Genomic DNA, 23,461 nt, shown 5'->3' with positions numbered 1-23,461 from the left:
GCGCGGCGGGGCGCCGACCCTTAGGCCCGCGCCCGGCGTTGCCTAATCTGAATGGGGAAGGGGGAAATGAAGGGTCAGCCCGTCATAGGCCGGTTGAATGTGATCCGGCGTCTCTGCGGCGACGGTGTGGTAATCAAGGTCGTTGTGCATATTGGTCAGGACCGCCGTTTCGGGCGCCACGCGGTCGATCCAGCCAAGGGTCTGCGCCAGATGGCTATGGGTCGGATGCGGCTCCCGCCGCAGGGCGTCGACGATCCAGCAGCGCAGGTTGTCCATCATCGGCCAGCAGTCCTCGGGGATGGCCGAGACATCGGGCAGATAGACGATATCGTCAAAGCGAAAGCCGAGCGCGTCGATATTGCCATGGGTGACGGTGAAGGGGTTGAACTTCAGGGTGCCACCCGGGCCGTCGATGCTGACCTCGCCGGTGATCTCATGCATGTCGAGGATGGGCGGGTAGCTGGACCATTCGGGCTGCACGAAGGCATAGCCGAACCGTTCGATCAGCGCGTCCCGGGTGGGCGCATCGGCCCAGACCGGCAGCCGCGCGCGCATGTTCATCACCACCATGCGCAAATCGTCCAGCCCGTGAACGTGATCCGCGTGGGAATGGGTGTAGATCACCGCATCGAGCCGCCCGATGCCTGCGTCCAAGAGTTGGCTGCGCATGTCGGGGGAGGTGTCGATCAAAGCGGTGGTGGTGCCTGCCTCCGTCACCCGCTCCACAAGGATCGAGCAGCGGCGGCGGGCGTTCTTGGGCTCATTCGGGTCGCAATCGCCCCAGTGGCCGCCGATCCGCGGGACACCCCCGGAAGAGCCGCAGCCCAATATGGTCACCCGCAGGTCGGCCATCAGCGCGCAGGCTCCCAAGCGGCGGCTTTTGCGAAGAGACGCTCGAAATTCTCCTGCGTGCGGGCCGCGAAATCGGCGTAGTCGAGGCCAAAGGTCTCAGCCGCGCGGCGGGCGGTATGGGCGGTAAAGGCAGGCTCATTCGGTTTGCCGCGATGCGGCGGCGGGGCGAGATAGGGCGCGTCGGTTTCCACCAGAATACGGTCGAGCGGGGCGGCGGCGAAAATATCGCGCAGATCCTGCGATTTGGGGAAGGCGGTGATGCCGGACATCGACAGGTAGAACCCCAGATCGAGCGCGGCACGGGCCAGTTCAGCGGAGGAGGAGAAGCAATGCATGACGCAGCTATAGGCGCCATTCGCATGTTCCTCGCGCAGGATGCGGGCCATGTCGTCATCCGCGTCGCGGGCATGGATGATCAGCGGCAAGCCACTTTCCCGCGCCGCCGCGATATGAATGCGCAGGGAGGTCTTTTGCACCTCGGCACTCTCGGCGGTGTAGTGGTAGTCGAGGCCTGTCTCACCAATGCCGACCATCTTGGGGTGCTGGGTCAGGGCGAGAAGTTCGTCGACCGAAGCCATCGGCTCTTCGGCGGCGGACATCGGATGGGTGCCTGCGGCGTAGAACACCGGCTCATGCGCCTCGGCAATGGCCCGCACGCTCGGCTCGTTCTTTAGCCGGGTGCAGATGGTGACCATGCGGGTGACGCCAGCCTCCGCTGCGCGGGCGATGACGCCGGGCAGGTCTTCTTGCAGGCTCTCGAAATCGAGGTGGCAATGGCTGTCGGTGATTTGGGGCGTGTCGGTCATGCTGTCCTTTCGGCTATCTTGGCGCCGTCTGGCCTATCTGCCGCAGGGTATCTAGGACCAGCGCGGCAGGGTCAAGGTTCACCGCCAGCCCGTGACGGGCGCGGTCGGATATCTGCTGCGCCGCGTCGGCCCATGCGCGCCCCTGTGCGGGGCTGGGCGAAAGGCGTTGCAGCACGGCAATCTCATCGGCGCAGGCGGGCTGCGCGGGCGGCGCACCGGTGGCCCCGGTGCGGGCCAGACGCACCAGCAGCAGGTCCAAGAGGGTAAAGAGCAGGTCGAGTTTCGCCTCCCCCCCGCGCTGTGCTGCGGCTTCGGCCAGTTTGATGGCGCGGCCCCGGTCGAGTTGCGGCAGCGAAGAGATCAGGCCGACGAGATCGGCATAGGTTTTCACCCCGCCCATCAGCGACAGGCGCAGCGCCCCGCCGACCGACCCGCCGGAAAGCTCGGCCAGGGCGGCGGGATCGTCTTCGACCTCCACGCCCGACCCGGCCAGCGCCTCGGCCATCTGATCCGCGTCGAGCGTGCCGAGCCGCAGGGTGCGGCAGCGCGAGCGGATGGTGGGCAACAGGCTGGAGGGCTGGTGGCTGAGCAGCAGCAGGACGGCCCGTTCCGGCGGCTCCTCCAGCATCTTCAGCAGCGCGTTGGCGGCATTGGGGTTCATCTCATCCGCGTCGTCGATGATGACAACGCGGCGGCCCCCATCGGCGGCGGACATCTGAAAAAAGCCGTTCAGCGCGCGGATGTCATCGACGACGATCTGCTTGCGCATCTTCTTGGTGTCGGGGTTCAGCGTGCGGGTCACGGATTTCAGCCCCGCCTCGGCCCCGGCGGCGACGCGGCGGGCGACAGGGTGGTCGGGGTCGATCTCAAGCGTCTCGGCCGGGGGCAGGTCGAACATCCCGCCATCGGGGTCGGGGGTCGCCAAAAGAAACCGTGCGATGCGCCATGCGAGCGTCGCCTTGCCCACCCCGCGCGGGCCAGTCAGCATCCATGCGTGATGCAATTTGCCGCTGTTGAAAGCGTCGAGAAAGGCAGCCTCGGCGGCGCTTTGGCCGATCAGTTTCGGCGTGTCGCGCGGGTGGCGGGCACCATCCACACGGTCTGGCTGGGGGGTGTCGTCTGTCATGGCCTCGGTCTAGCATGTTTCGCCGCAGAGGGAAGCGGGCAGGGCGCGTGGATCAGTCCAATCGCGCGGCGACGGTCGCGGTCACATCGCGGGCCACGCTGTCGATGTCGCGGCCCCCGTCGATCACATGGAAGCGGTCGTTGAATTCCTTGGCAAGGCTCAGAAAGCCCCCGCGCATCTTGGCTTGAAGTTCCACGCCGAAATCCTCGAACCGTTCTTCTGCCGTTTGGCGCGAGAGGGCGCGTTCAAGACCATGGGCCGGATCCATGTCGATCAAGAGGGTCAGGTCAGGCTCCACCCCGATCATCAGCGCGTGCAGGTCATCGACCATCTGCCGCAGATCGCCGCGCGAAAGGCCCTGATACATCCGCGTGCTATCGGCGAAACGGTCGCAGATCACGACCTTTCCGGCGTCGAGCGCGGGGCGAATGGTGCGTTCCAGATGGTCCCGGCGGGCCGCGGTGAAGAGCAGGATTTCCGTCTGCGCCGACCAGCGGTCGGGATCACCCTGCAAGACAAGCGCACGAATTTCCTCGGCCCCCGGGCTGCCGCCCGGCTCGCGGGTCAGCACCACGTCATGGCCCTGTGCCGTCAGATGATCCGCCAAAAGCCGCGCTTGGGTGGATTTGCCGGATCCGTCGATGCCTTCGAAGGTGACGAAGAGGCCCGGCGCGCGGGCCTTCTCTGCGCTGGTCACGAAGCTTCCGCTTCCACGGTGGGGGCCGCCTGCGGGCCTGCGTTGAGGCGGTTCATCAGGTGTAGCGCGGCGGCGGTCATCTTGACCATGAACCCGCCCGGCGCGATGGAGGCGGAGGCCACCAGCGGCACGCGCATGGCGGGCAATTCGCCGCGGTCGACCACCAGTTCGCCCAATTCATCGCCCTTGCTGATCGGCGCTTGGAACGGTCCGGTGTAGATCACCTCGGCCTCGACCTCATCCCCGCCGGTGACGGGCACAAGCATGGACAGATCGTCCTTCAGCTCAAGCCCGACCGATTGGGTCGTGCCAAGGGCCACTGGGGCTTCGGCGATGCGGGTGCCCGCTTCGCCCAGATCGCGCTGCGTGAACTGGCGGAAGGCCCAGTTGACCACCGATTCAGCCTCCTGCGCGCGGGCGGCAGCGCTGTCGAGACCCGAAAGGACAAAGATCACCCGGCGGTCGCCCTGTTTGGCCGAACCGACAAGCCCATAGCCCGCCTCATTGGTGTGCCCGGTTTTCAGGCCATCCGCGCCGATGCCCAGACCCAAAAGTGGGTTGCGGTTGGTCTTGTTCTGCGGCGCGCGGCCATCAAAGGCGAACTCCCGTTCGGCGAAAAGCGGATAGAACTGCGGGAAATCGGTGATGATCCGGTTGGCCAGCAGCCCCAGATCGCGGACCGACATCAGATGCCCCGCCTGCGGCCAGCCGTTGGAATTGGCGAAGGTGGAATTGGTCATCCCCATCTGCTGCGCGCGCTGTGTCATCAGCCGGGCAAAGCCGTATTCGGTACCATCGGGGCTGAGCGCTTCGGCAATCACGGCGCTGGCGTCATTGCCCGACAGCACGATGATCCCGCGGATCAGGTCCTCGACCGAGACGCGGTCGGTGGTGTCGAGGAACATGGTCGAGCCGCCGTAGGACATCGCGTGTTCGGACACGGGCAGTTTCTCGACCAAATCGAGCCCGCCGTTCTGCTTGCCACGCTCCACGGCCTCGAAGGCCATGTAAAGTGTCATTAGCTTGGACATGGAGGCCGGGGGCAGCGGCTCATCCGCGTTCTTGGCCAGCAGCACGGTGCCGGTGGTCTGGTCCAACACATAGGCGGCGGTGGCGCGGGTATCGAAAGCGGCGGCAGGCTGGAGCGTCAGCACCAGCGCTACGGCGGCGGCAAAAAGGCGGATCATAGGGAGCATTTCCTCCGGTTTGTCAGTTCGACACGGCGTAGGCGTCGGTAAAGCCCTCGGCCTTGACCTTCTTGAGAAGGGTATCGAGTTCGGATTTGCTGGTGGCGGGGCCGATCACCACGCGCCAGAAGGGTTTGTTGTTGATCGCGCTTTGCTTGACGGTGGGCACCATGCCCGCGCCGCGCATCTGTTTGGCGGTGCGGGTGGCATTGGCCTCCACGCTGAAGATGCCCAGTTGCACGTAGGGTTTGGACAGTTTCGCACCAGCCGCCGGGCGCGCCGGTTTCGGGGCCGCGGGGGCGGGCGGTTTGGCCGCCGGTTTGGCGGTGGCAGTGGCAGCGGTGCTGGCCGTCGGTGCTGGGGCCAGCGCGGTGGCGGTGACAGGGGCAGGGCTGGCAAGAGTGGCTGCAGCGTCACCGCTATTCTCGGCCTCAAAGCTCTCTTCCGGGGCAGCGCTTTCCTCGCGCCGCAAGGCGGTCACGTTCAGCGGCGCCGGAGCGCCCGCCAGAATGCCAAGCGCAGCGGCGGCATCCGAAGAGATTTGCAGTTTGGGTCCGGGCAATTCGCGCTCACGCCGGAACAGGGCACCGATGACGAATTTGCCGTTCGCCTCATTGCGCACGATCACGCGCTCAGGTTCGGTGACGTCCGGATGCGCCACCCAGACCCCGCCGAGCGAGGGGCGCCCGTCCCAAAGACCCTCATCCGTGGCTGAGAAGACCTCAGGTGCTTCGACATCACGTTCCACCAATTTGGTCGAGGTGCTGCGCGGCGCGCTGGCGCCTTCGTTTGCACCGAAGGGGAGTTTGAAATCACCGCCCTCGCAACTGGCCAGCAAACCAACTGCCAGAATGCCCACGCCCAAGCCCGCCGCGCGGCTTTTCTTGATGCGCAACGGTTGATTGTCCCTGCTCATGCCCTTGATGTCCTTGCCTGCTGTCGTCGCGCGCCGCGACCCATGTCCCGCGAGAATGTCGCGCCGTTGGATCGGCACGCCCTGCGCCCCTCTGAAAGGGGCTTTGGCGCAGAGTAACCCGACCGGGCAGCGCTTGAAAAGACCGCGCAGGGCAGATCGGCGAATTTCCCCAAAGGGGTGCGGGGGGCTGGCCGCGAAAATGTGCGTTTGCCGAATCAATCCCGGCGCTCTAGGAGGAGCGTGCTGCGGAGGAGTGGCAGAGTGGTCGAATGCACCGGTCTTGAAAACCGGCGTGCGTGAGAGCGTACCGTGGGTTCGAATCCCACCTCCTCCGCCACTTGCACAGTGCAAACCCGAAAACAGGTCCCTCGCGGGGCCTTTTTCTTTATGTGCCAAAGGGGTTTGCAGGGACCGTCCGCCCTTCGGAGATTGGCCAACTGCGCGAGATCGGTCTCCGAACGCCCACCGTCTCTTTCCACCCGCCCTGCGCTCTGGGCGAGACGGGTTCAAAACCCCCATAGATTTCAACGGACTGACGAGGTCGCTTTGCGCCCGTGTTTCGCTGGTTCCGGCTTGTCTCAAAGCCGATGGCGACGCGACACGCGCGGCGTGTTCGTTGGTATGTCTTGGGAGTCTTGCGCGAAGCTTCCGGGGGACAGTAGAGATCGAGAAGATCAGGGGGCAACCGGCGTGGAGGGGGCTCGCGCGGGATCAGGGCAGACTATTGGGGCAAGCCCTCTCCAGGCTCCTGAGAGATCACGAGCCTTCGCCGCGGATCCGTTTCCTCGGCATTCCCCTGAAGCCATGCAAGGATGTGCCGCGAGTCCTCTACCGAAACCGTTGCATCGCGGGAGATACGGAAACCTGCCATACGTTCAAGATCGCGCGGTCCCAGCATCGATCTTTCCAAGTATGTCCGGATCGAAATGACTGGCATGGGGTCTGGAAAGAATGACTTGGCCGCAGCGTTCACGCGCAGCGTGCGCAAGACCAGTGCCCCGTCACCGTGAGGCATGAGCATGTCGTACGTCATGTCGTCCTTCAGCTTGGTCAGATTGTGCTCGAAGCCTGAAGACAACATGGTTCGAAGGGAGCGCGCCTTCTGAAGGATCTGGAGAACATCGGCTTTCAGTGTCTCGGGGGTCGAAGCTTCACGCTCCATCAACCTGGAAATGGCATGGTGCGAGATATTGGCAGCAATATTGATGTGCGAATTATTCTCTCCGGCGCGCGCAATACACAAAAGATCGGCAAGAATGACCGATCGCTCAGAAAAGGCCTTCTCCTCGTCGCCGATCATTGCAAAGACATCAGTTTCACGAGCAGACGCCATCCGCACGGCGAACACAGCCTTCATGACCTTGTCCCATTGGGCCAAATGGACGCCGCCAAACGCAGGGCGCACATTCTTGGATACGCGCTCGATCACGCGGCCGGGCTTCTTGGAGGGAACGGATTCATGAAAGGCGGACAGTGCGGCCTTGCGCCGCGGCGAGTTCAACCAGCCTGTTATCACGCTCAGGTCTGGACGATCCTGGATGAACTTCGTAGCGTGGCCCTCAGCCAATCTTTTGTACAAGGCTTGCGCTCCCGGCTGCCAAAGAATTTTCACAGTATCAACAAGATGCAGAACGAAGGTCCAGCTTCAAGCCCTAAGGTGAACCAGGGCGTACCGTGGGGTTCATCAACGACTGGTGGGGCATTTAACCCGATGCGCCGCGCACGGAGCTTTTATTATGAGTGAGTTGCCCGAGCGGCTTATTGAACCGCCTTTAGAAGACCTTTCGCGCCTGCGGCAAGAATTGACGGAAGGCGAGCGAATTGTTTTTGACTTCTTTCATCGAAACCTTGACCCGAAATGGGAAATATATGTTCAGCCGCACCTGAACGGCTTACGTCCTGATTTTGTTTTGATGCATCCCACTATTGGCATCGCGGTTTTCGAAGTAAAAGATTGGAACCTTGATGCGATGGAGTACTTTCCGAAGAACATAAATTCCCATCGGACGGAGCTTTGGGCACGTAAGGACGGGCGAGATTTTTCGCACGAGCGAAGCAATCCTTTCACGGCAATAGCCCGTTACAAGGAACGAATATACAATCTCTATTGCCCTAGGCTGCAACAAAACGCGGGATTTGCGGCTATTACCGGAGGAGTGGTTTTCCCATTTGCGGATGGTAAACGGGTTCGTGAATTGCAGAAATCCTTCCTTAGCGACGGTGAGGTTAAGTCGGCAGGTCGATATTTGCCAGTCAGCGGTCGTCATGAGTTGATGACAGGAGACCTGGCTGCGGTTTTTCCTGATGCAACATTGTCTCATTCGAACCTGATGCGTCCGGCCCTTGCGGATGATTTGCGCGGCTGGTTGGTCGAGCCAGATTTTGCGAAAGAGCAGAGAAAGAAATTGTCGCTGGACGCTCGGCAAAGTGATCTCGCCGATACACGGACGAAGTCCGGATTTCGACGCATCAAAGGCCCTGCTGGCTCCGGTAAATCTCTTGTCCTCGCTGCCCGCGCCTCGCGTCTGATAGCAGAGAATAAGTCGGTTCTGATCGTCACATTCAATATTACGCTTTGGCACTACTTGCGCGACCTCGTGGTGAGAGGTTCTCCTGTGCGCGGCAAGATGCAGAACGTTGTTTTTGCTCACTTTCACGATTGGTGCAAGGACGTGTGCCTTGAGGCTGACATGGGCGAAGCATACGATGAGTTGTTCAAGCCAATCTGGCCGCTCAACTCCGAGATAGAGCGTATACGGGCGCAGAAGCTGCCACCGCAAAGGGAAAGGGAACTCCTGAAGCCACTGCAGCGGGAACTCAACAGATTACTTACTCCAATCTTGAATATTGACGTGCCGAGTTTGGCAGCCGAAGCGGCTAAAAGCGCCGAAAGCACGAAGTACGACGCGATCCTGGTCGACGAAGGACAGGATTTTCTTCCCTTGTGGTGGAACGCCTTGCGGAATAGCCGCAAATCCAATGGCGAGATGGTGCTCGTAGCAGATACCACTCAAGATATTTACGGTACAGCGCGCAGCTGGACCGATGAAGCCATGACCGGTGCAGGTTTCACGGGCGATTGGTCCAGACTTGAGGTCAGCTATCGACTTCCATTTGACGCGCTCAAGGCATCACAAGATTTTGCAACCAGGTTTCTTCCCAAGGACATGATTGATCTTCCAGATACTGCTCAGGGAAATCTGGAGGTGGAGCCCTGTACGTTAAAATGGGTTCAGTGCAGCCCTGAGGACTCCGAACGTCAATGTGTCGACGCTACGCTTGCGATGATGCGAGAGACCGGAAAGGCTGGCCTCGCGAACGCGGACATTACTTTCATATGCAACGACATCGATTTTGGTCGAAAAGTTGTCGACGAGCTTGGCACCTACAGCGGTGTCCGTACAGTCCATACGTTCGAGAGAAGCAAACTTGAGCAGACGCGGAAGAAAATGGGATTCTTCATGGGGGATGCGCGCGTCAAGGCCACAACGTTGCATAGTTTCAAAGGGTGGGAGACGCGGCTTCTGGTTGTTCATGTCGGTCATGCCATCGGCAGCGATGGGTTGGCTTCCGTTTACGCAGCACTGACGCGGCTCAAGCGTAGCCCGGAAGGTAGTTGGCTGACGGTCGTTTGCTCAGCGCCCGAGTTGTCAGAATATGGGCGCACTTGGTCAGGCTACAAGGATATTTCGAGGACCGTTCCCGGTGAAGAAAATCCTTACATCAAGGCAGCGGAAGGGCTCATTAAATTCCGGTCAGATCAGTAATTTTGGTCGGTTGAATCCCTCGGTAGCCGTCATTGATCGGCGTTGATTGCTTTCTCAGCCTGCTCCTGCCATGTCTCCCCGGCCAGAAAACACAGGTCATACAGGCTGACCGCCGATACTTCGCGGCCGCAGATCAGGCGTTTGAGGACCTCCGGCGCCAGATAGGCGAGGCGCAGCTGGCGGCTGACATGGCGTTCGGCCAGACCGACGGCCTCGGCCAGTTCCTGGATCGTGGCGAACTCGCCTGCCTCCATGCGACGCCGCCATCCCCATGCCCGGCCGATGGCGCGCAGGATGTGCGGGTCCTGCGTCTGATCCTCGCTCGGGCTGTAATCGGCGGGCGGCATGATCTTGGGCCGCCCGTTCTTCTTGCGCAGCTTCAGGGGGATCAGCACGCGGATCGTGTCATTGTCTCGTGTCATTCGGCGGCCTCCATGTCGCGCGGGGCGATCATTTCGCGGATGACGCCCGCGACGCCTTCGCGGCGGATGTCGACCTCGAGCCCGACGGCGGTGACGGTGACGCGCCGGACCAGCAGCTGGATGATCCGCGCCTGTTCGAGCGGAAACAGCTGCGCCCAGAGCGTGTTGAAATCATGCAGCGCCGCGATGGCCTCGGCCTCGGAGACCTGATCGCGCTTCAGCGCCGCCAGCACCTGCGTGACCACCTCGGGCGTCTGCAGGATGCGCCGGACCTCGGTGACGATGGCATCCTCGACCATGCCCGCAGGCAGGCGGGTCGGCGCGAGGTCGCTGCCGCCGTCATCCTCCGAGGTTCGGTTCTTGATCACGTCCATCGACACGTAATAGCGGTAGAGCCTGCCGCGTTTCTTGGTCGCGGTCGGCGTCATTGCCGCGCCGGTGTCCGTGAAGATCAGGCCCTTCAAAGGCGCGGGCGTCTGCATGCGGCTGTTGCTGGAGCGCGCGTGGCGGTTGCCCTGCAGGATGACGTCGACCTGATCCCAGACCTTGTCCGTGACGATGGCCTCGTGCTCGCCCGGATAGGCCTTGCCCTTGTGGACGGCCTCGCCGCGATAGACGCGATTGCGGAGCACCCGATAGAGATAGCCCTTGTCGATCAGTGTGCCCTGCTTGCTGCGAAACCCTTCCCGCCGCAGTTCCTTCGCCAGCATCGTGGCCGAGCCGAGCTCGACGAACCGCTCGAAGATCCGGCGCACCGAGGCGGCCTCTGTCTCGTTGATCACCAGCTTGCGGTCCTGCACATCGTAGCCAAGCGGCACATAGCCCCCCATCCAGATCCCGCGCTTGCGCGAAGCCGCGACCTTGTCGCGGATGCGTTCGCCGATGACCTCGCGTTCGAATTGGGCGAAGCTGAGCAGGATGTTCAGCGTCAGCCGCCCCATCGACGTGGTCGTGTTGAAGGACTGCGTCACCGAGACGAAGGTGACGCCGTTGCGGTCGAAGACCTCGACCAGCTTCGAGAAATCCATCAGGGCGCGGCTGAGCCGGTCGATCTTATAGACCACCACCACGTCGATCAACCCATCGTCGATGTCGGCCAGCAGCTGTTTCAGCCCCGGCCGGTCCAGATTGCCGCCCGAGAAGCCGCCGTCGTCGTAGCGGTCGCGGGTGGCGACCCAGCCCTCGGATTTCTGGCTGGCGATATAGGCTTCGCAGGCCTCCCGCTGGGCGTCGAGGCTGTTGAACTCCATGTCGAGCCCTTCCTCACTCGACTTGCGGGTGTAGATGGCGCAGCGCAGGCGGCGGCCGGGGCACGTGTTCATGTCCATGCTCAAACCTCCCGCGATCGGACCTGCAGCCCGAAGAAGCGATAGCCGTTCCAGCGCACGCCGGTGATTTCCCGCGCGATGCCGGAGAGCGATTTGTATTTGCGGCCCTGCCACTCAAAGCCGTCCTTCAGCACGGTGATGGTGTGCTCGACCCCGTTCCATTCCCGGATCAGGCGCGTGCCTGCCACCGGATTGCGGGGATCCGCGATCTGGTTCTTGCGGCGAGAGACGCCCTCGACCTCGTCGGCAAGGAGGTCCAGCATGCGGCGGGTCTCGTGGTCGGGCCCGCCATAGGTCAGTTCCTGCAGGCGATAGGCAATGCGGCCCTCGAGAAAGGCGCGGCTGTTGTTCGGCGCGGCGCTGCCGAGGAGCCGTTCCCATTCGGCCTTCAACTCTTTCACCGACATGGCCTTGAGCGCGGCGATGCGTGACAGGACGCTTTGGTCCAGGCGCGCGTCCTGCCCGGGTTTGGGCGGCGTTATCTTACTGTGATGCTTCATCAATTCCTCCGATGCGGATGCGTTTCCTGCGACGACCACCGCTCTTTCGGGGCGGGTAGTCCACGGAACTGTCTCCGTCGTCGGGCAATAAAGAACTGGACTTCCCGGCATTCAGGCGAACGACGCCCGCGGCGAGGATGCGACCCAACTCGGCGAGCCGGGCATCTGGGGACATGCGTTCAGGGCATAGAGGATTGGGCCCGGAAACCGGGTCTTCGGGGGGAATGGACATGGCGGGTTTCCGCGACTGTTGTGATAGGCGAAATGTGTCGCGAAATCAGATAAATATCAAGCAAATCAGTTTGTTACGGTCGACGGGGGCCTCTGCGCTGCGTGGCGAAAATCTGCGTAGCAGAAATGCCCCCGCACTGACCTGTCGGTCGGGCGGTCGTGGCGAATCAACTCGTCCGGCCGTCCATGAACTTGTCGAAGCTGTCGAGGACCGGCTCCTCTTCCAGATCGGCCATCTCCCATCGCGACGGGGCGCGGTCGGGGTAGAGCAGAAGCGAGATCGTCATCTGGTCATTGCTGGGCGAGAACACGGTCATCTCATGCACAGGCTCGGAGCCGAGCCAGACGCCAGCGGGATGATGGCAGCCGTATCGCCCTGCATCCCCGTCCACCTCTTGCGCGGCAAGCGAGGCTGGCGGCAACTCGATCACCTCTTGCCTTGCCCGGTAGAAAACGCGGGACTTCAGCAGCGGTTCGCTGGACCAGGCCCAATCGATGAAGCCCTCTTTGCCAACCACGATCATCGCGCGCTTGTCGGTAATGGTCATCCATTTCAGGATCGCGGCCGTCAGCGACACGGCATAGCGATCCGAGAGTTCGGTCATTACGTCGATATCGATGATCCGGCCTTTGATCTGCTCGCGGAAATCGTCGAGCGGCATCAGCAGGTAGGAGGCGAATGTGTTCGCCTCCGCCTCGATCCTGTTCCGGGCCTCATCCCAGTCGGCCATGTTGCGGCTGGTGCATTCCAGCCCGCCCGAGTTGGCCTGTCGGTGCAGGAGGTAGTGCCCCAGCTCATGCGCCAGCGTGAAGTTGCGCCGCCCCGGCGACCGGATGGTCTCGTTGTAGACAATGCCCCACTCGCCGGAACCGCTGGGATGCGGCATCAGCATGCCTTCGACGCCTTTGGACAGCGCAAGTCCCTTCACGATGGTGATTGGCGCTTCCGGAAACACCTGACGCGAGAAATCCTGCGCGAGCGCGGCCACATCGATGGGGAACCGCGGCAGCCCGTGCACCGCCTGATGCACGGACAGGATTTTCGTCAGGCGGTTGGCCCAGCTCTGGGGCGTCGTCGGCAGGCTCAATCCTTCTTCCCCCACATGTCGATCATCTGGTTGATTTTCTGTTGGTCTTCGGGGTCGAGCTTGCTGAACTTGCGGAAGAAGGCCTCCTTCAGAACCTCGTCGCTGGGCTCCTCGCTGTCATCGAGCAGGTAATCGGTCGTGACCTCCAGAGCCTGGGCGATGCGGGTCAGCTTCTCGCCCGACGGTTTTCGCGTGTCGCGGTTCTCGAGTTCCCAGAGGTAGCTCTTGCTGGAGTCGGTCAGCTCCGCGAGCTTGTCGAGGGAGTATCCCTTTTCCTGACGGTGGCGCTTGATCTTCGCGCCGAGGGACGTGGTCATCGTATCATCCTTGGTTTCCTTGGTTGGAGAACGCTTGTTCGATATGCCGAACAAAATTGTGCCGCGCAAGTAGACGTGGCGATTTGTTCGATATATATCGAACAACATCGTATCGCGTTTTCGCGATTCTGTCCTCCTCCCCGGCCAAAGAAAGGGCTCTCATGACCGCCATCGCCGCGTTCCTCCGCAAGACCCCCGTGATCCGTCTGCAGGATTACTTCACTGCTGGCGGGTTCACCTCGCTTGCGCCCATCGACTGGACGAAGCCGGAGCCCGAGGTGGTGGAGCCGCTGATCAAGGCCGTCGATGCCATGTCCGATGACGAAAAGCAGCGCGTTGTCCTCGATGCGGCCCGCGTGGCGGCGCTGGCGGATGAGCCCGGCCAGAACGCCTTGCAGAACGTCGTCGTGAACCGCGCGGTCTTCGATACGCTCGAGGGGGCCAACAACCGCTCGCTCTGGGTTTTCCTCAACGAGAACGACCGGTTCCGCCTGGCCGAAGAAGTGCGCTACAATGACGAGCGCCGCCGGGGGCGGTCGTGGAGCGGGTTCGGCGTGGATGCCAATCTCACGGTGAAGAAGGACCCGGTCTCGCTCGCGGCGTTCACTGCCGCGATCCGCGAACGGTTCGAAACGCCCAACGTCCATGTCGACATCTTCGACCGCCACCGGGTGATCCTCGAGGGCGAGGAATGCGAATTGGTCCAGGTCGCGGTCTACCGGGAGGGGCGTCCCGAGGACACGCTGGGATTCGACGCCAACAGCACCCTGTCACGTCGGATCGTGAAGCCGGTCTTCGAGGCGGCGCTGACTTATGAGGCCGCGACCGGCGTAATCGAGGTCGTGGCCAAGACACGCGAGGACCGGATCGATCTGACCCGGTACATGGCGCGCGACCTGCTGGGCATCACCCTCGATGAAGAGCAGTCGCTGCCGCTGCGCGAGTACGATCTCAGCATGCTGCTGCGGCCGTTCGACTTCCCGACTGACCCGGCCGACGGGATTGCCGGCGTGACCGTCAAGGAATTGCGCCTGATGGATCTGGGCGATGCGAAGGAGCGCATCACGCTCGAATCCATGTCAGGTGCCGACCGGACGATCTGGCAGATGGCGGAACACCGGATTGGCCTCGACATTGGTGGCGGCGCGCGTGTCATGGGTGGCACCGGCGACGTGGCGGAATGGGTGGTCACCCGTGCGCGCTTCACCATCAAGTTTCACCCGGGCCCCGATGGCGGGCGGGGCAAGTCGCTGTCGCTGACCGTGACCATGCCGCATGGCTGCAACCTCAAGGACATGACGCCGCAAGAGCGCCTGATCGGCGAGAAGTATTTGCGGCTCTGGGGTATCCTGAAGGACGACAACGACGAAGGCGACGTCCTTGAGTAAGCGTGCGATCGACCTTCTGCTGCGGGCCATGGAAGCCCGCAGCATGTCTCTCCAGGCATCGGCGCTGCACCAGGTTTCCCGAAGCGCGACCGACGCTTTGATCGCGGCCAAGCTGTTGGTGTCGGGCGGGCATGTCCCTGTCGTCGCCGCGATGGACAACTATGAGGATGAACCCATTGAGGCCACCTGGTCGGCCGAGCTGAAATCATTCGGCTATCACGACAGCAACGGCCGCTGGGTCAAGGTCGCCAATCAGGACATCGCGGCATGCAAGGTCGACTACGGTCTGGCTCTTGCCAAGATGCTGGTGGCGTTCGAGCGCGCCGGCCCCTCACGTCCGACGCCATTGGTCTCGGATCTGATCTGGGAGGTGGGAACCATCAAGCTTGCCGGAGCGAAGGCCCCGGTGCCCGTTTGGTTTGCCCGGCGGCTTGGCGATCCGGGGGTCTGGGCGAAGCTCGAGGCGCTGATCGGGCGCAAGCCGCCGCAGGAAATCCGCATCATCCTGACCTCCACCCCCGGCGAGCGCATTCCCGAGACCGCCCAGAAGCGCAACCACACCATCAACGTGGTAGACGTTGCGGGTGATCCGGCCAAGCTCGCGATCTCGCCGCAGGTCCTCGGGGCGCGGGTGTTCCCCGGCCAAGCGCAGCGGCGTTTCCCGATCGATCATTCCGATGACTACGGCATCGTCTGGCTGCGCGGCGAAGCCCTCACCTTCAAGAGCCCCAAGCAGCGTCGCTTGTTGAACGTGTTGTTCGATGCATACGAAACAGGTTCTGCAACATGCCTGACTGAAGCCGTGTTGTATGAAGCGGGCTACAAGGACGGCACGAATTCATTCTCCAAGGTGTTCAGCGGTCGCGACGACTGGCGCTCGTTCATCAAATACGCCGACGGAAACTGTTGGATCGAGCCCTGATCCGATCAGCCATCGCCATTTCGAAGGCCGTCCATCAGGGCGGCCTTTTGCTTTTGTGACCTTCCTACCGGCTTCCCTACCGGTGCCCTCCCTCAGCCCTACCACGCCCTCCGCCATGTTGAACCCGCAAGTGTTCGCAGAAATCCCAAGGAGGTTCACATGGCGACCAGGCACCTTTCCCAGATCGAGCTGGCGGCTCGCTGGAATATTTCGCACCGCACGCTGGAGCGCTGGCGGTGGACGGGCGAAGGCCCGAAATTCATCAAGCTCGGCGGCCGTGTGATCTACCGGCTCGAGGATGTCGAGGCCTTTGAGGCCGAACAGATCCGCGGCGTGGATCATGAACCCCATCGCCCGATGTCGGCGTGAGGGGGCGGAACATGACGATCTCCAATCACATCACCCTGGCCGATATCCACCGCATGCCGGTGGGCCAGATCGCGGCGCTGCCCGCCGATCAGCTTGCGCTGCTGAAAGGCGCGGCCGACGAGCAACTGACGCAGGCAAAGTCCGTCGCGGACTGGCTCGACGGCGCCATCTCCCTCAAATACGCCGACCGCGCCCAGGACACCCGCCAGGAGGCGGGCAAGGACACCGGCACGATCCGGTTCGAGGATGACGGCGTCACCGTGATCGCCGAACTGCCCAAGCGCATCGACTGGGATCAGGCGTTGCTGGCGCAGATCGCCGAAAACATCGCCTCTGCGGGCGAGGATCCGGCGGAATTCATCGAGACCAAGCTGTCGGTGTCCGAGCGCAAATACGGCGCTTTGCCGGAAAGCTGGCGCAAGGGCTTCGAGCCCGCGCGCACCGTCCGCACCGGCAAGCCGAAGTTCCGCCTCGTGCTGAACGAGGAGATGCGCTGATGGCCATTTCGCTCGCTTCCTTGCGCACGACATCCGTGCTGACCCCGCCGCGCATCCTCATCCACGGCGTGGCCGGGGTGGGCAAATCCACCTTCGCAGCCGATGCCGACCGGCCCGTCTTCCTCATGACCGAGGATGGCTTGGGCAAGCTGCAGGTCCCGCACTTCCCGCTCGCGACCAGCTATGCGGAGGTGGCCGAGGCGCTGGATGCGCTCTCGAACGAGGACCACGATTTCGGCACGGTCGTCGTCGACAGCGTCGACTGGCTGGAGCCGCTGATCTGGGCCGAGGCCTGCAAGCGCAACGGCTGGGCATCGATCGAGGCGCCGGGGTTTGGGAAGGGCTATGCCGAGGCGCTGACCATCTGGCGCGAATATCTCGACCGGCTCAACGCGCTGCGCGACCGCAAGGGCATGGTGGTCATCCAGATCGCCCATACCGACATCAAGCGCTTCGACAGCCCCGAGCACGAGCCCTACGACCGCTATGTGATCAAGCTGCAGACCCGCGCCTCGGCGCTGCTGCAGGAGCATTCGGACGTGGTACTCTTCGCCAACTATCAGATTTCGGTCGCGAAATCCGATGTCGGCTTCAACAAGAAGGTGACCCGGGCGCTCGGGTCCGGTGCGCGCGTCATGCACACCGAAGAGCGTCCCGCCTTCCTCGCCAAGAACCGTTACGGCCTGCCGGACACCCTGCCGCTGATGTGGTCGGAGTTCCTCGCGGCCATGCCCCAATCCCAATGAACTGAACAAGGACAAGACCATGGCACGTTTCGACACGTCCTTCGACGCCACCAGCGTCGAGCCCACCACCGCCTACGAGCTGCTGCCCGCAGGCAAATACCGCGCCCAGATCGTCGAGAGCGAGATGCGCGTCACGAAGAACGGCATGGGCCAGTTCCTTTGGCTGATGCTCGACATCCTCGAGGGCGAGCACAAGGGCCGGAAGATCTTCGATCAGCTGAACCTGGTGAACCCGAACCCGACCACGGTGGAAATCGCGCAGCGCACGCTCTCGGCGATCTGCCACGCCACGGGCCGGATGCATGTCAGCGACAGCGAGGAGCTGCACCTGATCCCGATGACGATCCAGGTGAAGATCCGGCCGCCGAAGAACGGCTATGGCGAGAGCAACGCGATTGCCTACCTGCCGCCCGAGCGGGGTTCGGCCCCGGCCGCCCGTCCGGCGAAGCCTGCGCCCGATCCGGCCGGTTCTTCGGTGCCGCCGAAAATGGCCTCCGCGCCCTGGAACAAGAAGGGCTGAGCCTTCGCACTGCCCTGCGCCCTGACTGACGGGGCAGCGCGCAACCCCATCTGAGGAAATTCCCATGACTGACATGATCAACGCGGCCGCCGAGGGAAACCTTGGGGCCGTGAACAGCCCCGGCTTGCCTGACGACCAGCGGCGGCTGATCGAGCTCGACGATGCCATCGCCAAGATCCGCACGCAGATCGCGACGGCCGATCTGGCCCGCCAGCGCGGCCAGAAGCCGATCGACCCGGACTGGTTCCACCGTGCCCGCACGGCCCTGCGCCACCTGTGTCGCGAGCGCGCGGAGCTCTTGGCCAAAGGCACCGGCCGCCGTCGCCGCGAAAAGCTCAAGGACGCGCTGATCGGCATCCTGCGCGAACGCCATGACCCCGAGACCTGGGATGGCATTCTGGCCGAGGCGCAGGCCCGCAGCGCACGGGAGGGCCTGTGATGGCAGAGCTTCCCGAAGCCCCCACGCCGACACTGACGGCGATCTATGCGGACTATGAGGCCCGGCAGGGCGATGGTTTCCGTGACCACCTCGGGGCGTCGATCATCGGTAAATCCTGCGCCCGGGCGCTTTGGTATGATTTCCGCTGGATCACGCCCGCGCGCCATTCCGGCCGCCTGCTGCGCCTCTTCGAGACGGGCCAGCTGGAAGAGGACCGGCTCGTGCGCAACCTGCGTGCCACCGGGGCGACCGTGCTCGAGGTCGATCCCGAGACCGGCCGCCAGTTCCGGGTCGAAGCCCATGGCGGTCATTTTGGTGGCTCGCTCGACGGCGTGGCCCTTGGGCTCCTTGAGGTGCCGAAGACCTGGCATGTGCTGGAGTTCAAGACCCATTCGGTTAAGAGCTTCAACGAGTTGGTCGCCAAGGGCGTCGTTCTGGCCAAGCCCCAGCACGCCGCGCAGATGCAGATCTACATGCACCTGACGGGCATCACGCGCGCTCTTTACGTGGCGGTCTGCAAGGACACCGACGCGCTGCATGTCGAGCGCATCGAGGCGGACCGCGCCATGGCCGAGCGCCTGCTGGAAACGGCGGGCCGCATCATCTTCGCCCAGCATCCGCCCGCGCGGATCAGCGAAGATCCGGCCTGGTTCGAATGCCGGTTCTGCGATCACCATGCGGCCTGCCATGACGGCGGTGGCGCGGCGGTGACCTGCCGGTCCTGCCTGCATGCGACGCCTGTCGATGGCGGTTGGCACTGTGCGCGTCACGACCGGATGCTGGCGCCTACCGAGCAACGCGCCGCCTGCGACCGCCATCTCTTCATCCCCGATCTCATCCCGGGCGGGGTCATCGATGCGGGCGACGATGTCGTCACCTACCGCATGGCCGATGGCTCGACCTGGACCAACGACGCCCGTTCCCCGGAGGCTGCGCCATGCTGACCCTGCGCCCCTATCAACAGGCCGCGATCACCGCGATCTACGGCTATTTCCAGACCCACACCGGCAATCCGCTGGTGGTCATTCCGACCGCGGGCGGCAAGTCGCTCGTCATGGCCTCCTTCATCGAAGGCGTGCTGAAGGCCTGGCCCGACCAGCGCATCCTGATCGTGACCCATGTCCGGGAATTGATCGCCCAGAACCATGCCGAGATGATTGGCCTCTGGCCCGATGCCCCGGCGGGCATCTATTCGGCGGGTCTCGGCAAGCGCGAGGCTCAGGCGCGGATCCTTTTCGCGGGCATCCAGTCCATCCACCGCCGCGCGACCGAGATCGGCCACACCGATCTGGTGCTGATCGACGAGGCGCATCTGATCCCCGGCAAGTCGAGCACGATGTATCGGCGATTCCTCGACGCGCTGAAGGCGATCAATCCGGCGCTCAAGGTGATCGGGCTGACCGCCACGCCGTTCCGGCTCGACTGCGGGATGCTGCACGAGGGGCGGAATGCGCTCTTCACCGACATCGCCTATGAGGCACCGGTCCGCGAGCTGATCGATGCGGGGTATCTGAGCCCTCTGGTCTCGAAACAACCCGCCACTCGGCTCGACGTCTCGAAGGTGGGCACCCGCGCGGGCGACTTCATTGCGCGCGATCTGGCGGCGGCGGTCGACCAGGACGCCATCACCCGCGCGGCCGTGGCCGAGATCATCGCGCATGGCCGCGACCGCAAATCCTGGCTGGCCTTCTGTTCGGGCGTCGAGCATGCGCGTCATGTGGCGGAGGAATTCGGCCGCCAGGGTATCAGCTGCCGCACGATCTTCGGCGACACGCCGAAGGACGAACGCGATGCGATCCTTGCCGCCTTCAAGCGCGGCGAAATCCGGGCGCTCGCCTCGATGGGCGTGCTGACCACCGGCTTCAACGCGCCGGGGGTCGACCTGATCGCGCTCCTGCGTCCCACGCAATCGGCCGGGCTCTATGTGCAGATGGTCGGGCGCGGCACCCGCCTTGCGCCGGGCAAGGAAAACTGCCTGGTGCTGGACTTCGCCGGCAATGTCCGCCGCCACGGGCCGATCGACTTGGTGCGCCCCAAACGCCCCGGTGATGGCGGTGGGGGCGAGGCGCCGACCAAGGTCTGCCCGGACTGTGACAGCATCATCGCGCTCTCGGCGACGGAATGCCCGGATTGCGGCTATGTCTTCCCGGCGCGCGAGGTGAAGATCGCCCCCACGGCCGCCACGCTGCCGGTGCTTTCGCCAAAGCAACGATGGCTTCCGATCACGGGCGTTTCCTACAGCCGCCACGACAAGGCGGGCGGGCGTCCGTCGCTCAAGGTGACCTATAGCTGCGGCCTTGCCACCTACAGCGAATGGGTATGCCTCGAGCATCAGGGCTATGCCCGCCAGAAGGCGGCCGAGTGGTGGCGCAAGCGCGCGCCCGGCTGCCCCGTGCCGCTGAGCGTGGCCGAGGCCCTCGCGCAGACGAGCCGCCTTGCGTGTCCCAGCGACATCTCGGTCCGTCCTTCGGGCCGTTATCTTGAAATCTCCGGTTACAGGTTCGCCCCATGCGCCCATCCGACTCCGGCCTCTGCGCCGTCTGCCACCGGGAACCTCGCGGCTTTGGCTGGTTCGAACCGGGGTTCCGCCGCACCGACCCGCGGCGTGACGCCAGCCGGAAGCGGCTCTGCAGCCGCGCCTGCCAAGACCTCTGCCATGGGAGGAAGGGCATGATCGATCCGACCCCGAACGAGACCGAGGCCATGGCCACGGGCGGCCAGATGGGCGGCGAATATCTGGAATCTCTCGGCAAGTCCGACCTCGCGACCCTGTCCGAGGAGGAATGGGTCCGGTTTCTCGATGCGGTTGTGACCGGCTATTGCGACCACCTGCGCGCGCTGGCTGCGAAGGATCGCAACCGGCTCGACGCGATGGCGCCGGAGGTGCCGTTCTGATGGCCGACACGTCCTGGATGGCGCGCTTCGGCGCGCGGCTCGTCACCAATGGCTATGCCATCCTGCCGATCGGCCCGGGCACCAAGAAGCCCGGCCGGTTCCAGCGCGGCGGCTGGGCCGATTACCCGGAATGGAACCGCCATGCCGAACGCCCGACCACGGAGGTCGAGGTCGCGACTTGGGCTGCCTGGCCCGATTGCGGCATCGGCATCGTCGGCGGTGCGGTGGCAGCGGTCGATATCGATATCGCGGCGGTCGCCGAACTGGCATTGCAGATCGAGGCGCTGGCCCGGGCGCGCCTCGGCGACACGCCCGCGTTGCGCATCGGCCGCGCCCCGAAGCGCATGCTGGTCTACCGCACGGCCGCACCGTTTCGGGGCATCAAGCGCCATCCGCTCGAGGTGCTCTGCCTCGGGCAGCAGTTTCTGGCCTATGCCGATCACCCCGATACCGGCGCGCCCTATGTCTGGCCCGACGAGGGTCTGGCCGATCTCGATATCAGCGACCTTCCGGAAATCACTGCGGAAGCGGCGGCGGCCTTTCTCGACGAGGCCAATGCGATCTTGCCCGAGGCCCTACGCCAGCGCGGGCTGCGCTCGGCAGCACCGGCCACATATCTGCGAAACCACGGGCAGATCGGCACCTTGCCCGCCATCCGGTCGGCGCTCGACAGGCTGCCGAATGACGAGCTCGACTACGACAGCTGGATGCGCATCGGCATGGCGTTGAAAGGTGCGCTTGGCGATGAGGGCGGCGATGTCTTTGCCACCTGGTCGGCCCAGGCCGCCAAGGATGTGCCCGCGACAACGGCTCGCGCCTGGGCGAGCTTCAAGCCCGACAGGATCGGCGCGGGCACGATCTACCACCTCGCCATGGAGCGTGGCTGGCAGCCCGACGCCGCCTTGCGCCTCGATGGCAGCCTCGATCCGGACGGCCCGCATCCGGCCGCCGATCTGCTGGCCCGGCTGGAGGGGAGCGCGCCCACCGTCGCCGACCCGGAAAATCCCGCCTTCAGCCTAACCATCCCCGACGGTCTCGTCGGCGAGCTGACCGGCTATATGCTCGCCACCGCCCGCCGCCCGCAACCGCTTCTGTCGCTTGGGGCCAGCCTCTGCGCCATCGGCGCGCTGATGGGGCGGCGGTACCGCACGACCAGCAACCTGCGCTCGAACCTCTATGTCGTGGGGATTGCTGACAGCGGCTCGGGCAAGAACCACGCCCGCGAGATCATCAACGAGGTCTTCTTCGAGGCGGGTCTCGCCCACCATCTCGGCGGCAACAAGATCGCCTCCGGCGCGGGGCTCTTGACTGCGCTCCATCGCCAACCCGCGATCCTGTTTCAGATCGACGAATTCGGGATGTTCCTGTCGGCCGCCGCCGACCGCAAGCGCAGCCCGCGTCATATCACCGAGATCCTCGACAACATGACCGAGCTGTTTACGGCGGCAGGCGGGATCTTCCTCGGGGCAGAATATGCGAACCGCGACGGCACCAATGAGCGGCGCGACATCAACCAGCCGTGCCTTTGCGTCTATGGCACCACGACGCCGCTGCATTTCTGGGGCGCGCTGCAGGGCGCGAATGTGGTCGACGGCTCGCTCGCGCGTTTTCTGATCCTGCCGAGCGATGAGGACTATCCCGACGAGAACCTCGCCGTGGGCATCCGGCAGGCGCCGCCCGCGCTGATCCATGCGCTCCAGCTGGTCGCGAAAGGCGGTGGGGCCGTGAAGGGCAACCTGACCGGCAAGACCGCCGATCAGAACACCGCCGTGAACCCGATTACCGTGCCGATGTCGGACGCGGCGCGCGCCCGGTTCGCCGATCTCAGCGACGCCCTGACCGAGGAACTGCGGGCAGCGGCCGGCACCGCCTTTACCGCCATCCTCGCCCGCATCGGAGAGAACGCGCTGAAGCTGGCGCTGATCGTCGCTGTCGGGCGCGATCCGGTGCGCCCCGAGATCGACATCACCGCGGCGGACTGGGCCATCGGCTTCGTGCGCCATTACGCGCGGCGCACCATGGAGGCGGTCGAGCGCCATGTGGCAGACACCGAGACCGAAGCGCATCTGAAGCGCCTGAAGGAGATCGTCCGCGCCGCCGGGCCGAAGGGGATCACCAAATCCGAGATCACCCGGGCCTCCCAATGGCTGAAATCGCGCGACCGCGACGAAATCCTGCTGACGCTGATCGAGAGCGGCGACATCACGACGGGCATGCGCGGCTCCTCGACCAAGCAGGCCATGGTCTACCGGATGGCGCGGTGGGGCGGGTGACCGGAGATCCTTCAATCCGCCTGAAGCGGCCCTTGAAGCCGAAATGCCGACAAGCAGCAGAAACGAAAGGGAAAAACCGGATCTTTCAAATCCTTCAATCTTTCAAGTGGATCCCTTTCCCCTATACGCGTGCACGCGCGTTCTAAAAGAGAGAGAAAGGTACCTATTGAAATAT

Annotated in this window: 24 protein-coding genes and 1 tRNA gene; 13 read left to right on the top strand and 12 right to left on the bottom strand. The window is 63.8% G+C overall.

From position 1 onward, the window contains the following. Positions 1 to 42: 42 nt before the first annotated feature. Genes ACGYK9_RS03920 through ACGYK9_RS03895 form a run of 6 tightly spaced genes read right to left on the bottom strand, consistent with a single transcriptional unit; the run spans position 43 to position 5,584 of the window. On the bottom strand, positions 43 to 852 hold the full coding sequence (locus ACGYK9_RS03920; RefSeq protein WP_394408812.1) for an MBL fold metallo-hydrolase: 810 nt from the start codon (positions 850 to 852) through the stop codon (positions 43 to 45). Beyond that, the gene (locus ACGYK9_RS03915) at positions 852 to 1,658 is read right to left on the bottom strand and encodes a TatD family hydrolase (RefSeq protein ID WP_322329503.1); all 807 of its coding nucleotides are present in this window, start codon (positions 1,656 to 1,658) and stop codon (positions 852 to 854) included. Before ACGYK9_RS03915 ends, ACGYK9_RS03920 begins: the two co-directional genes overlap by 1 nt. Before the next feature lie 13 nt (positions 1,659 to 1,671). Next, on the bottom strand, positions 1,672 to 2,784 hold the full coding sequence (locus ACGYK9_RS03910; RefSeq protein WP_394408809.1) for a DNA polymerase III subunit delta': 1,113 nt from the start codon (positions 2,782 to 2,784) through the stop codon (positions 1,672 to 1,674). A gap of 52 nt (positions 2,785 to 2,836) precedes the next feature. Next, positions 2,837 to 3,481, bottom strand: coding sequence for a dTMP kinase (gene tmk / locus ACGYK9_RS03905; protein ID WP_394408806.1), 645 nt, complete (start codon positions 3,479 to 3,481; stop codon positions 2,837 to 2,839). Continuing rightward, entirely contained in the window at positions 3,478 to 4,668 is a 1,191-nt protein-coding gene (locus ACGYK9_RS03900; RefSeq protein ID WP_394408803.1) for a D-alanyl-D-alanine carboxypeptidase family protein, read from the bottom strand. The genes tmk and ACGYK9_RS03900 overlap by 4 nt, the downstream gene beginning before the upstream one ends. Before the next feature lie 22 nt (positions 4,669 to 4,690). After that, complete coding sequence (locus ACGYK9_RS03895) at positions 4,691 to 5,584, bottom strand: SPOR domain-containing protein (protein ID WP_394408800.1); 894 nt, start codon at positions 5,582 to 5,584, stop codon at positions 4,691 to 4,693. A gap of 247 nt (positions 5,585 to 5,831) precedes the next feature. On the opposite strand from ACGYK9_RS03895, the gene ACGYK9_RS03890 reads away from it, so the two are divergent. Further along, positions 5,832 to 5,921 (top strand) — tRNA-Ser (locus tag ACGYK9_RS03890). Between the two features lie 384 nt (positions 5,922 to 6,305). Here ACGYK9_RS03890 and ACGYK9_RS03885 read toward each other — a convergent pair. Next, a complete protein-coding gene (locus ACGYK9_RS03885; RefSeq protein WP_394422395.1) occupies positions 6,306 to 7,163 on the bottom strand; it encodes a hypothetical protein in 858 nt (285 codons plus the stop codon). Positions 7,164 to 7,320: 157 nt separating this feature from the next. On the opposite strand from ACGYK9_RS03885, the gene ACGYK9_RS03880 reads away from it, so the two are divergent. Next, the gene (locus ACGYK9_RS03880; RefSeq protein ID WP_394408794.1) at positions 7,321 to 9,351 is read left to right on the top strand and encodes an NERD domain-containing protein; all 2,031 of its coding nucleotides are present in this window, start codon (positions 7,321 to 7,323) and stop codon (positions 9,349 to 9,351) included. A gap of 29 nt (positions 9,352 to 9,380) precedes the next feature. On the opposite strand, the gene ACGYK9_RS03875 is transcribed toward ACGYK9_RS03880, so the two are convergent. From ACGYK9_RS03875 to ACGYK9_RS03855, 5 genes are all read right to left on the bottom strand, one after another. Then, complete coding sequence (locus tag ACGYK9_RS03875; RefSeq protein ID WP_394408791.1) at positions 9,381 to 9,773, bottom strand: hypothetical protein; 393 nt, start codon at positions 9,771 to 9,773, stop codon at positions 9,381 to 9,383. After that, complete coding sequence (locus ACGYK9_RS03870; protein ID WP_394408788.1) at positions 9,770 to 11,101, bottom strand: recombinase family protein; 1,332 nt, start codon at positions 11,099 to 11,101, stop codon at positions 9,770 to 9,772. Before ACGYK9_RS03870 ends, ACGYK9_RS03875 begins: the two co-directional genes overlap by 4 nt. Before the next feature lie 2 nt (positions 11,102 to 11,103). After that, entirely contained in the window at positions 11,104 to 11,601 is a 498-nt protein-coding gene (locus ACGYK9_RS03865; RefSeq protein ID WP_394408786.1) for a DUF2924 domain-containing protein, read from the bottom strand. 398 nt (positions 11,602 to 11,999) lie between these two features. Next, the gene (locus ACGYK9_RS03860; protein WP_394408783.1) at positions 12,000 to 12,920 is read right to left on the bottom strand and encodes an ImmA/IrrE family metallo-endopeptidase; all 921 of its coding nucleotides are present in this window, start codon (positions 12,918 to 12,920) and stop codon (positions 12,000 to 12,002) included. Continuing rightward, the gene (locus tag ACGYK9_RS03855) at positions 12,917 to 13,237 is read right to left on the bottom strand and encodes a helix-turn-helix domain-containing protein (protein ID WP_093359951.1); all 321 of its coding nucleotides are present in this window, start codon (positions 13,235 to 13,237) and stop codon (positions 12,917 to 12,919) included. Before ACGYK9_RS03855 ends, ACGYK9_RS03860 begins: the two co-directional genes overlap by 4 nt. Before the next feature lie 161 nt (positions 13,238 to 13,398). Here ACGYK9_RS03855 and ACGYK9_RS03850 point away from each other — a divergent pair, with 161 nt between their 5' ends. The 11 genes from ACGYK9_RS03850 (at position 13,399) to ACGYK9_RS03800 (ending at position 23,286) form a co-directional block, all read left to right on the top strand. Next, positions 13,399 to 14,625, top strand: a complete 1,227-nt coding sequence (locus tag ACGYK9_RS03850; protein WP_394408780.1) for a hypothetical protein — start codon at positions 13,399 to 13,401, stop codon at positions 14,623 to 14,625. Then, positions 14,618 to 15,547, top strand: a complete 930-nt coding sequence (locus tag ACGYK9_RS03845) for a hypothetical protein (RefSeq protein WP_394408778.1) — start codon at positions 14,618 to 14,620, stop codon at positions 15,545 to 15,547. Before ACGYK9_RS03850 ends, ACGYK9_RS03845 begins: the two co-directional genes overlap by 8 nt. A gap of 159 nt (positions 15,548 to 15,706) precedes the next feature. Then, a complete protein-coding gene (locus ACGYK9_RS03840; protein WP_043869387.1) occupies positions 15,707 to 15,916 on the top strand; it encodes an AlpA family transcriptional regulator in 210 nt (69 codons plus the stop codon). Positions 15,917 to 15,927: 11 nt separating this feature from the next. After that, positions 15,928 to 16,413: a hypothetical protein gene (locus tag ACGYK9_RS03835; protein ID WP_394408774.1), complete on the top strand. Its 486-nt coding sequence runs from the start codon at positions 15,928 to 15,930 to the stop codon at positions 16,411 to 16,413. Next, the gene (locus tag ACGYK9_RS03830) at positions 16,413 to 17,159 is read left to right on the top strand and encodes an ATP-binding protein (RefSeq protein WP_154491241.1); all 747 of its coding nucleotides are present in this window, start codon (positions 16,413 to 16,415) and stop codon (positions 17,157 to 17,159) included. The genes ACGYK9_RS03835 and ACGYK9_RS03830 overlap by 1 nt, the downstream gene beginning before the upstream one ends. Before the next feature lie 19 nt (positions 17,160 to 17,178). Continuing rightward, positions 17,179 to 17,679 (top strand): DUF669 domain-containing protein, encoded by a 501-nt coding sequence (locus ACGYK9_RS03825; protein WP_164612602.1) that lies wholly within the window; start codon positions 17,179 to 17,181, stop codon positions 17,677 to 17,679. 64 nt (positions 17,680 to 17,743) lie between these two features. After that, complete coding sequence (locus tag ACGYK9_RS03820; protein ID WP_394408769.1) at positions 17,744 to 18,118, top strand: hypothetical protein; 375 nt, start codon at positions 17,744 to 17,746, stop codon at positions 18,116 to 18,118. After that, entirely contained in the window at positions 18,118 to 19,062 is a 945-nt protein-coding gene (locus ACGYK9_RS03815) for a PD-(D/E)XK nuclease family protein (protein WP_394408766.1), read from the top strand. Before ACGYK9_RS03820 ends, ACGYK9_RS03815 begins: the two co-directional genes overlap by 1 nt. Beyond that, on the top strand, positions 19,056 to 20,792 hold the full coding sequence (locus ACGYK9_RS03810) for a DEAD/DEAH box helicase (protein ID WP_394408763.1): 1,737 nt from the start codon (positions 19,056 to 19,058) through the stop codon (positions 20,790 to 20,792). Before ACGYK9_RS03815 ends, ACGYK9_RS03810 begins: the two co-directional genes overlap by 7 nt. Next, entirely contained in the window at positions 20,789 to 21,013 is a 225-nt protein-coding gene (locus tag ACGYK9_RS03805; protein WP_394408760.1) for a DUF6511 domain-containing protein, read from the top strand. The genes ACGYK9_RS03810 and ACGYK9_RS03805 overlap by 4 nt, the downstream gene beginning before the upstream one ends. Further along, positions 21,013 to 23,286 carry a PriCT-2 domain-containing protein gene (locus ACGYK9_RS03800; RefSeq protein ID WP_394408757.1) on the top strand — a complete coding sequence of 758 codons (2,274 nt, stop codon included), beginning with the start codon at positions 21,013 to 21,015 and terminating at the stop codon, positions 23,284 to 23,286. Before ACGYK9_RS03805 ends, ACGYK9_RS03800 begins: the two co-directional genes overlap by 1 nt. Positions 23,287 to 23,461 lie beyond the last annotated feature (175 nt).

This window comes from Sulfitobacter sp. 1A15258, assembly GCF_043557045.1.
Lineage (GTDB): Bacteria > Pseudomonadota > Alphaproteobacteria > Rhodobacterales > Rhodobacteraceae > Sulfitobacter > Sulfitobacter faviae.
The sequence above is the reverse complement of the archived record's forward strand: the minus strand, read 5'-3'. Positions and strand labels throughout refer to the sequence as shown.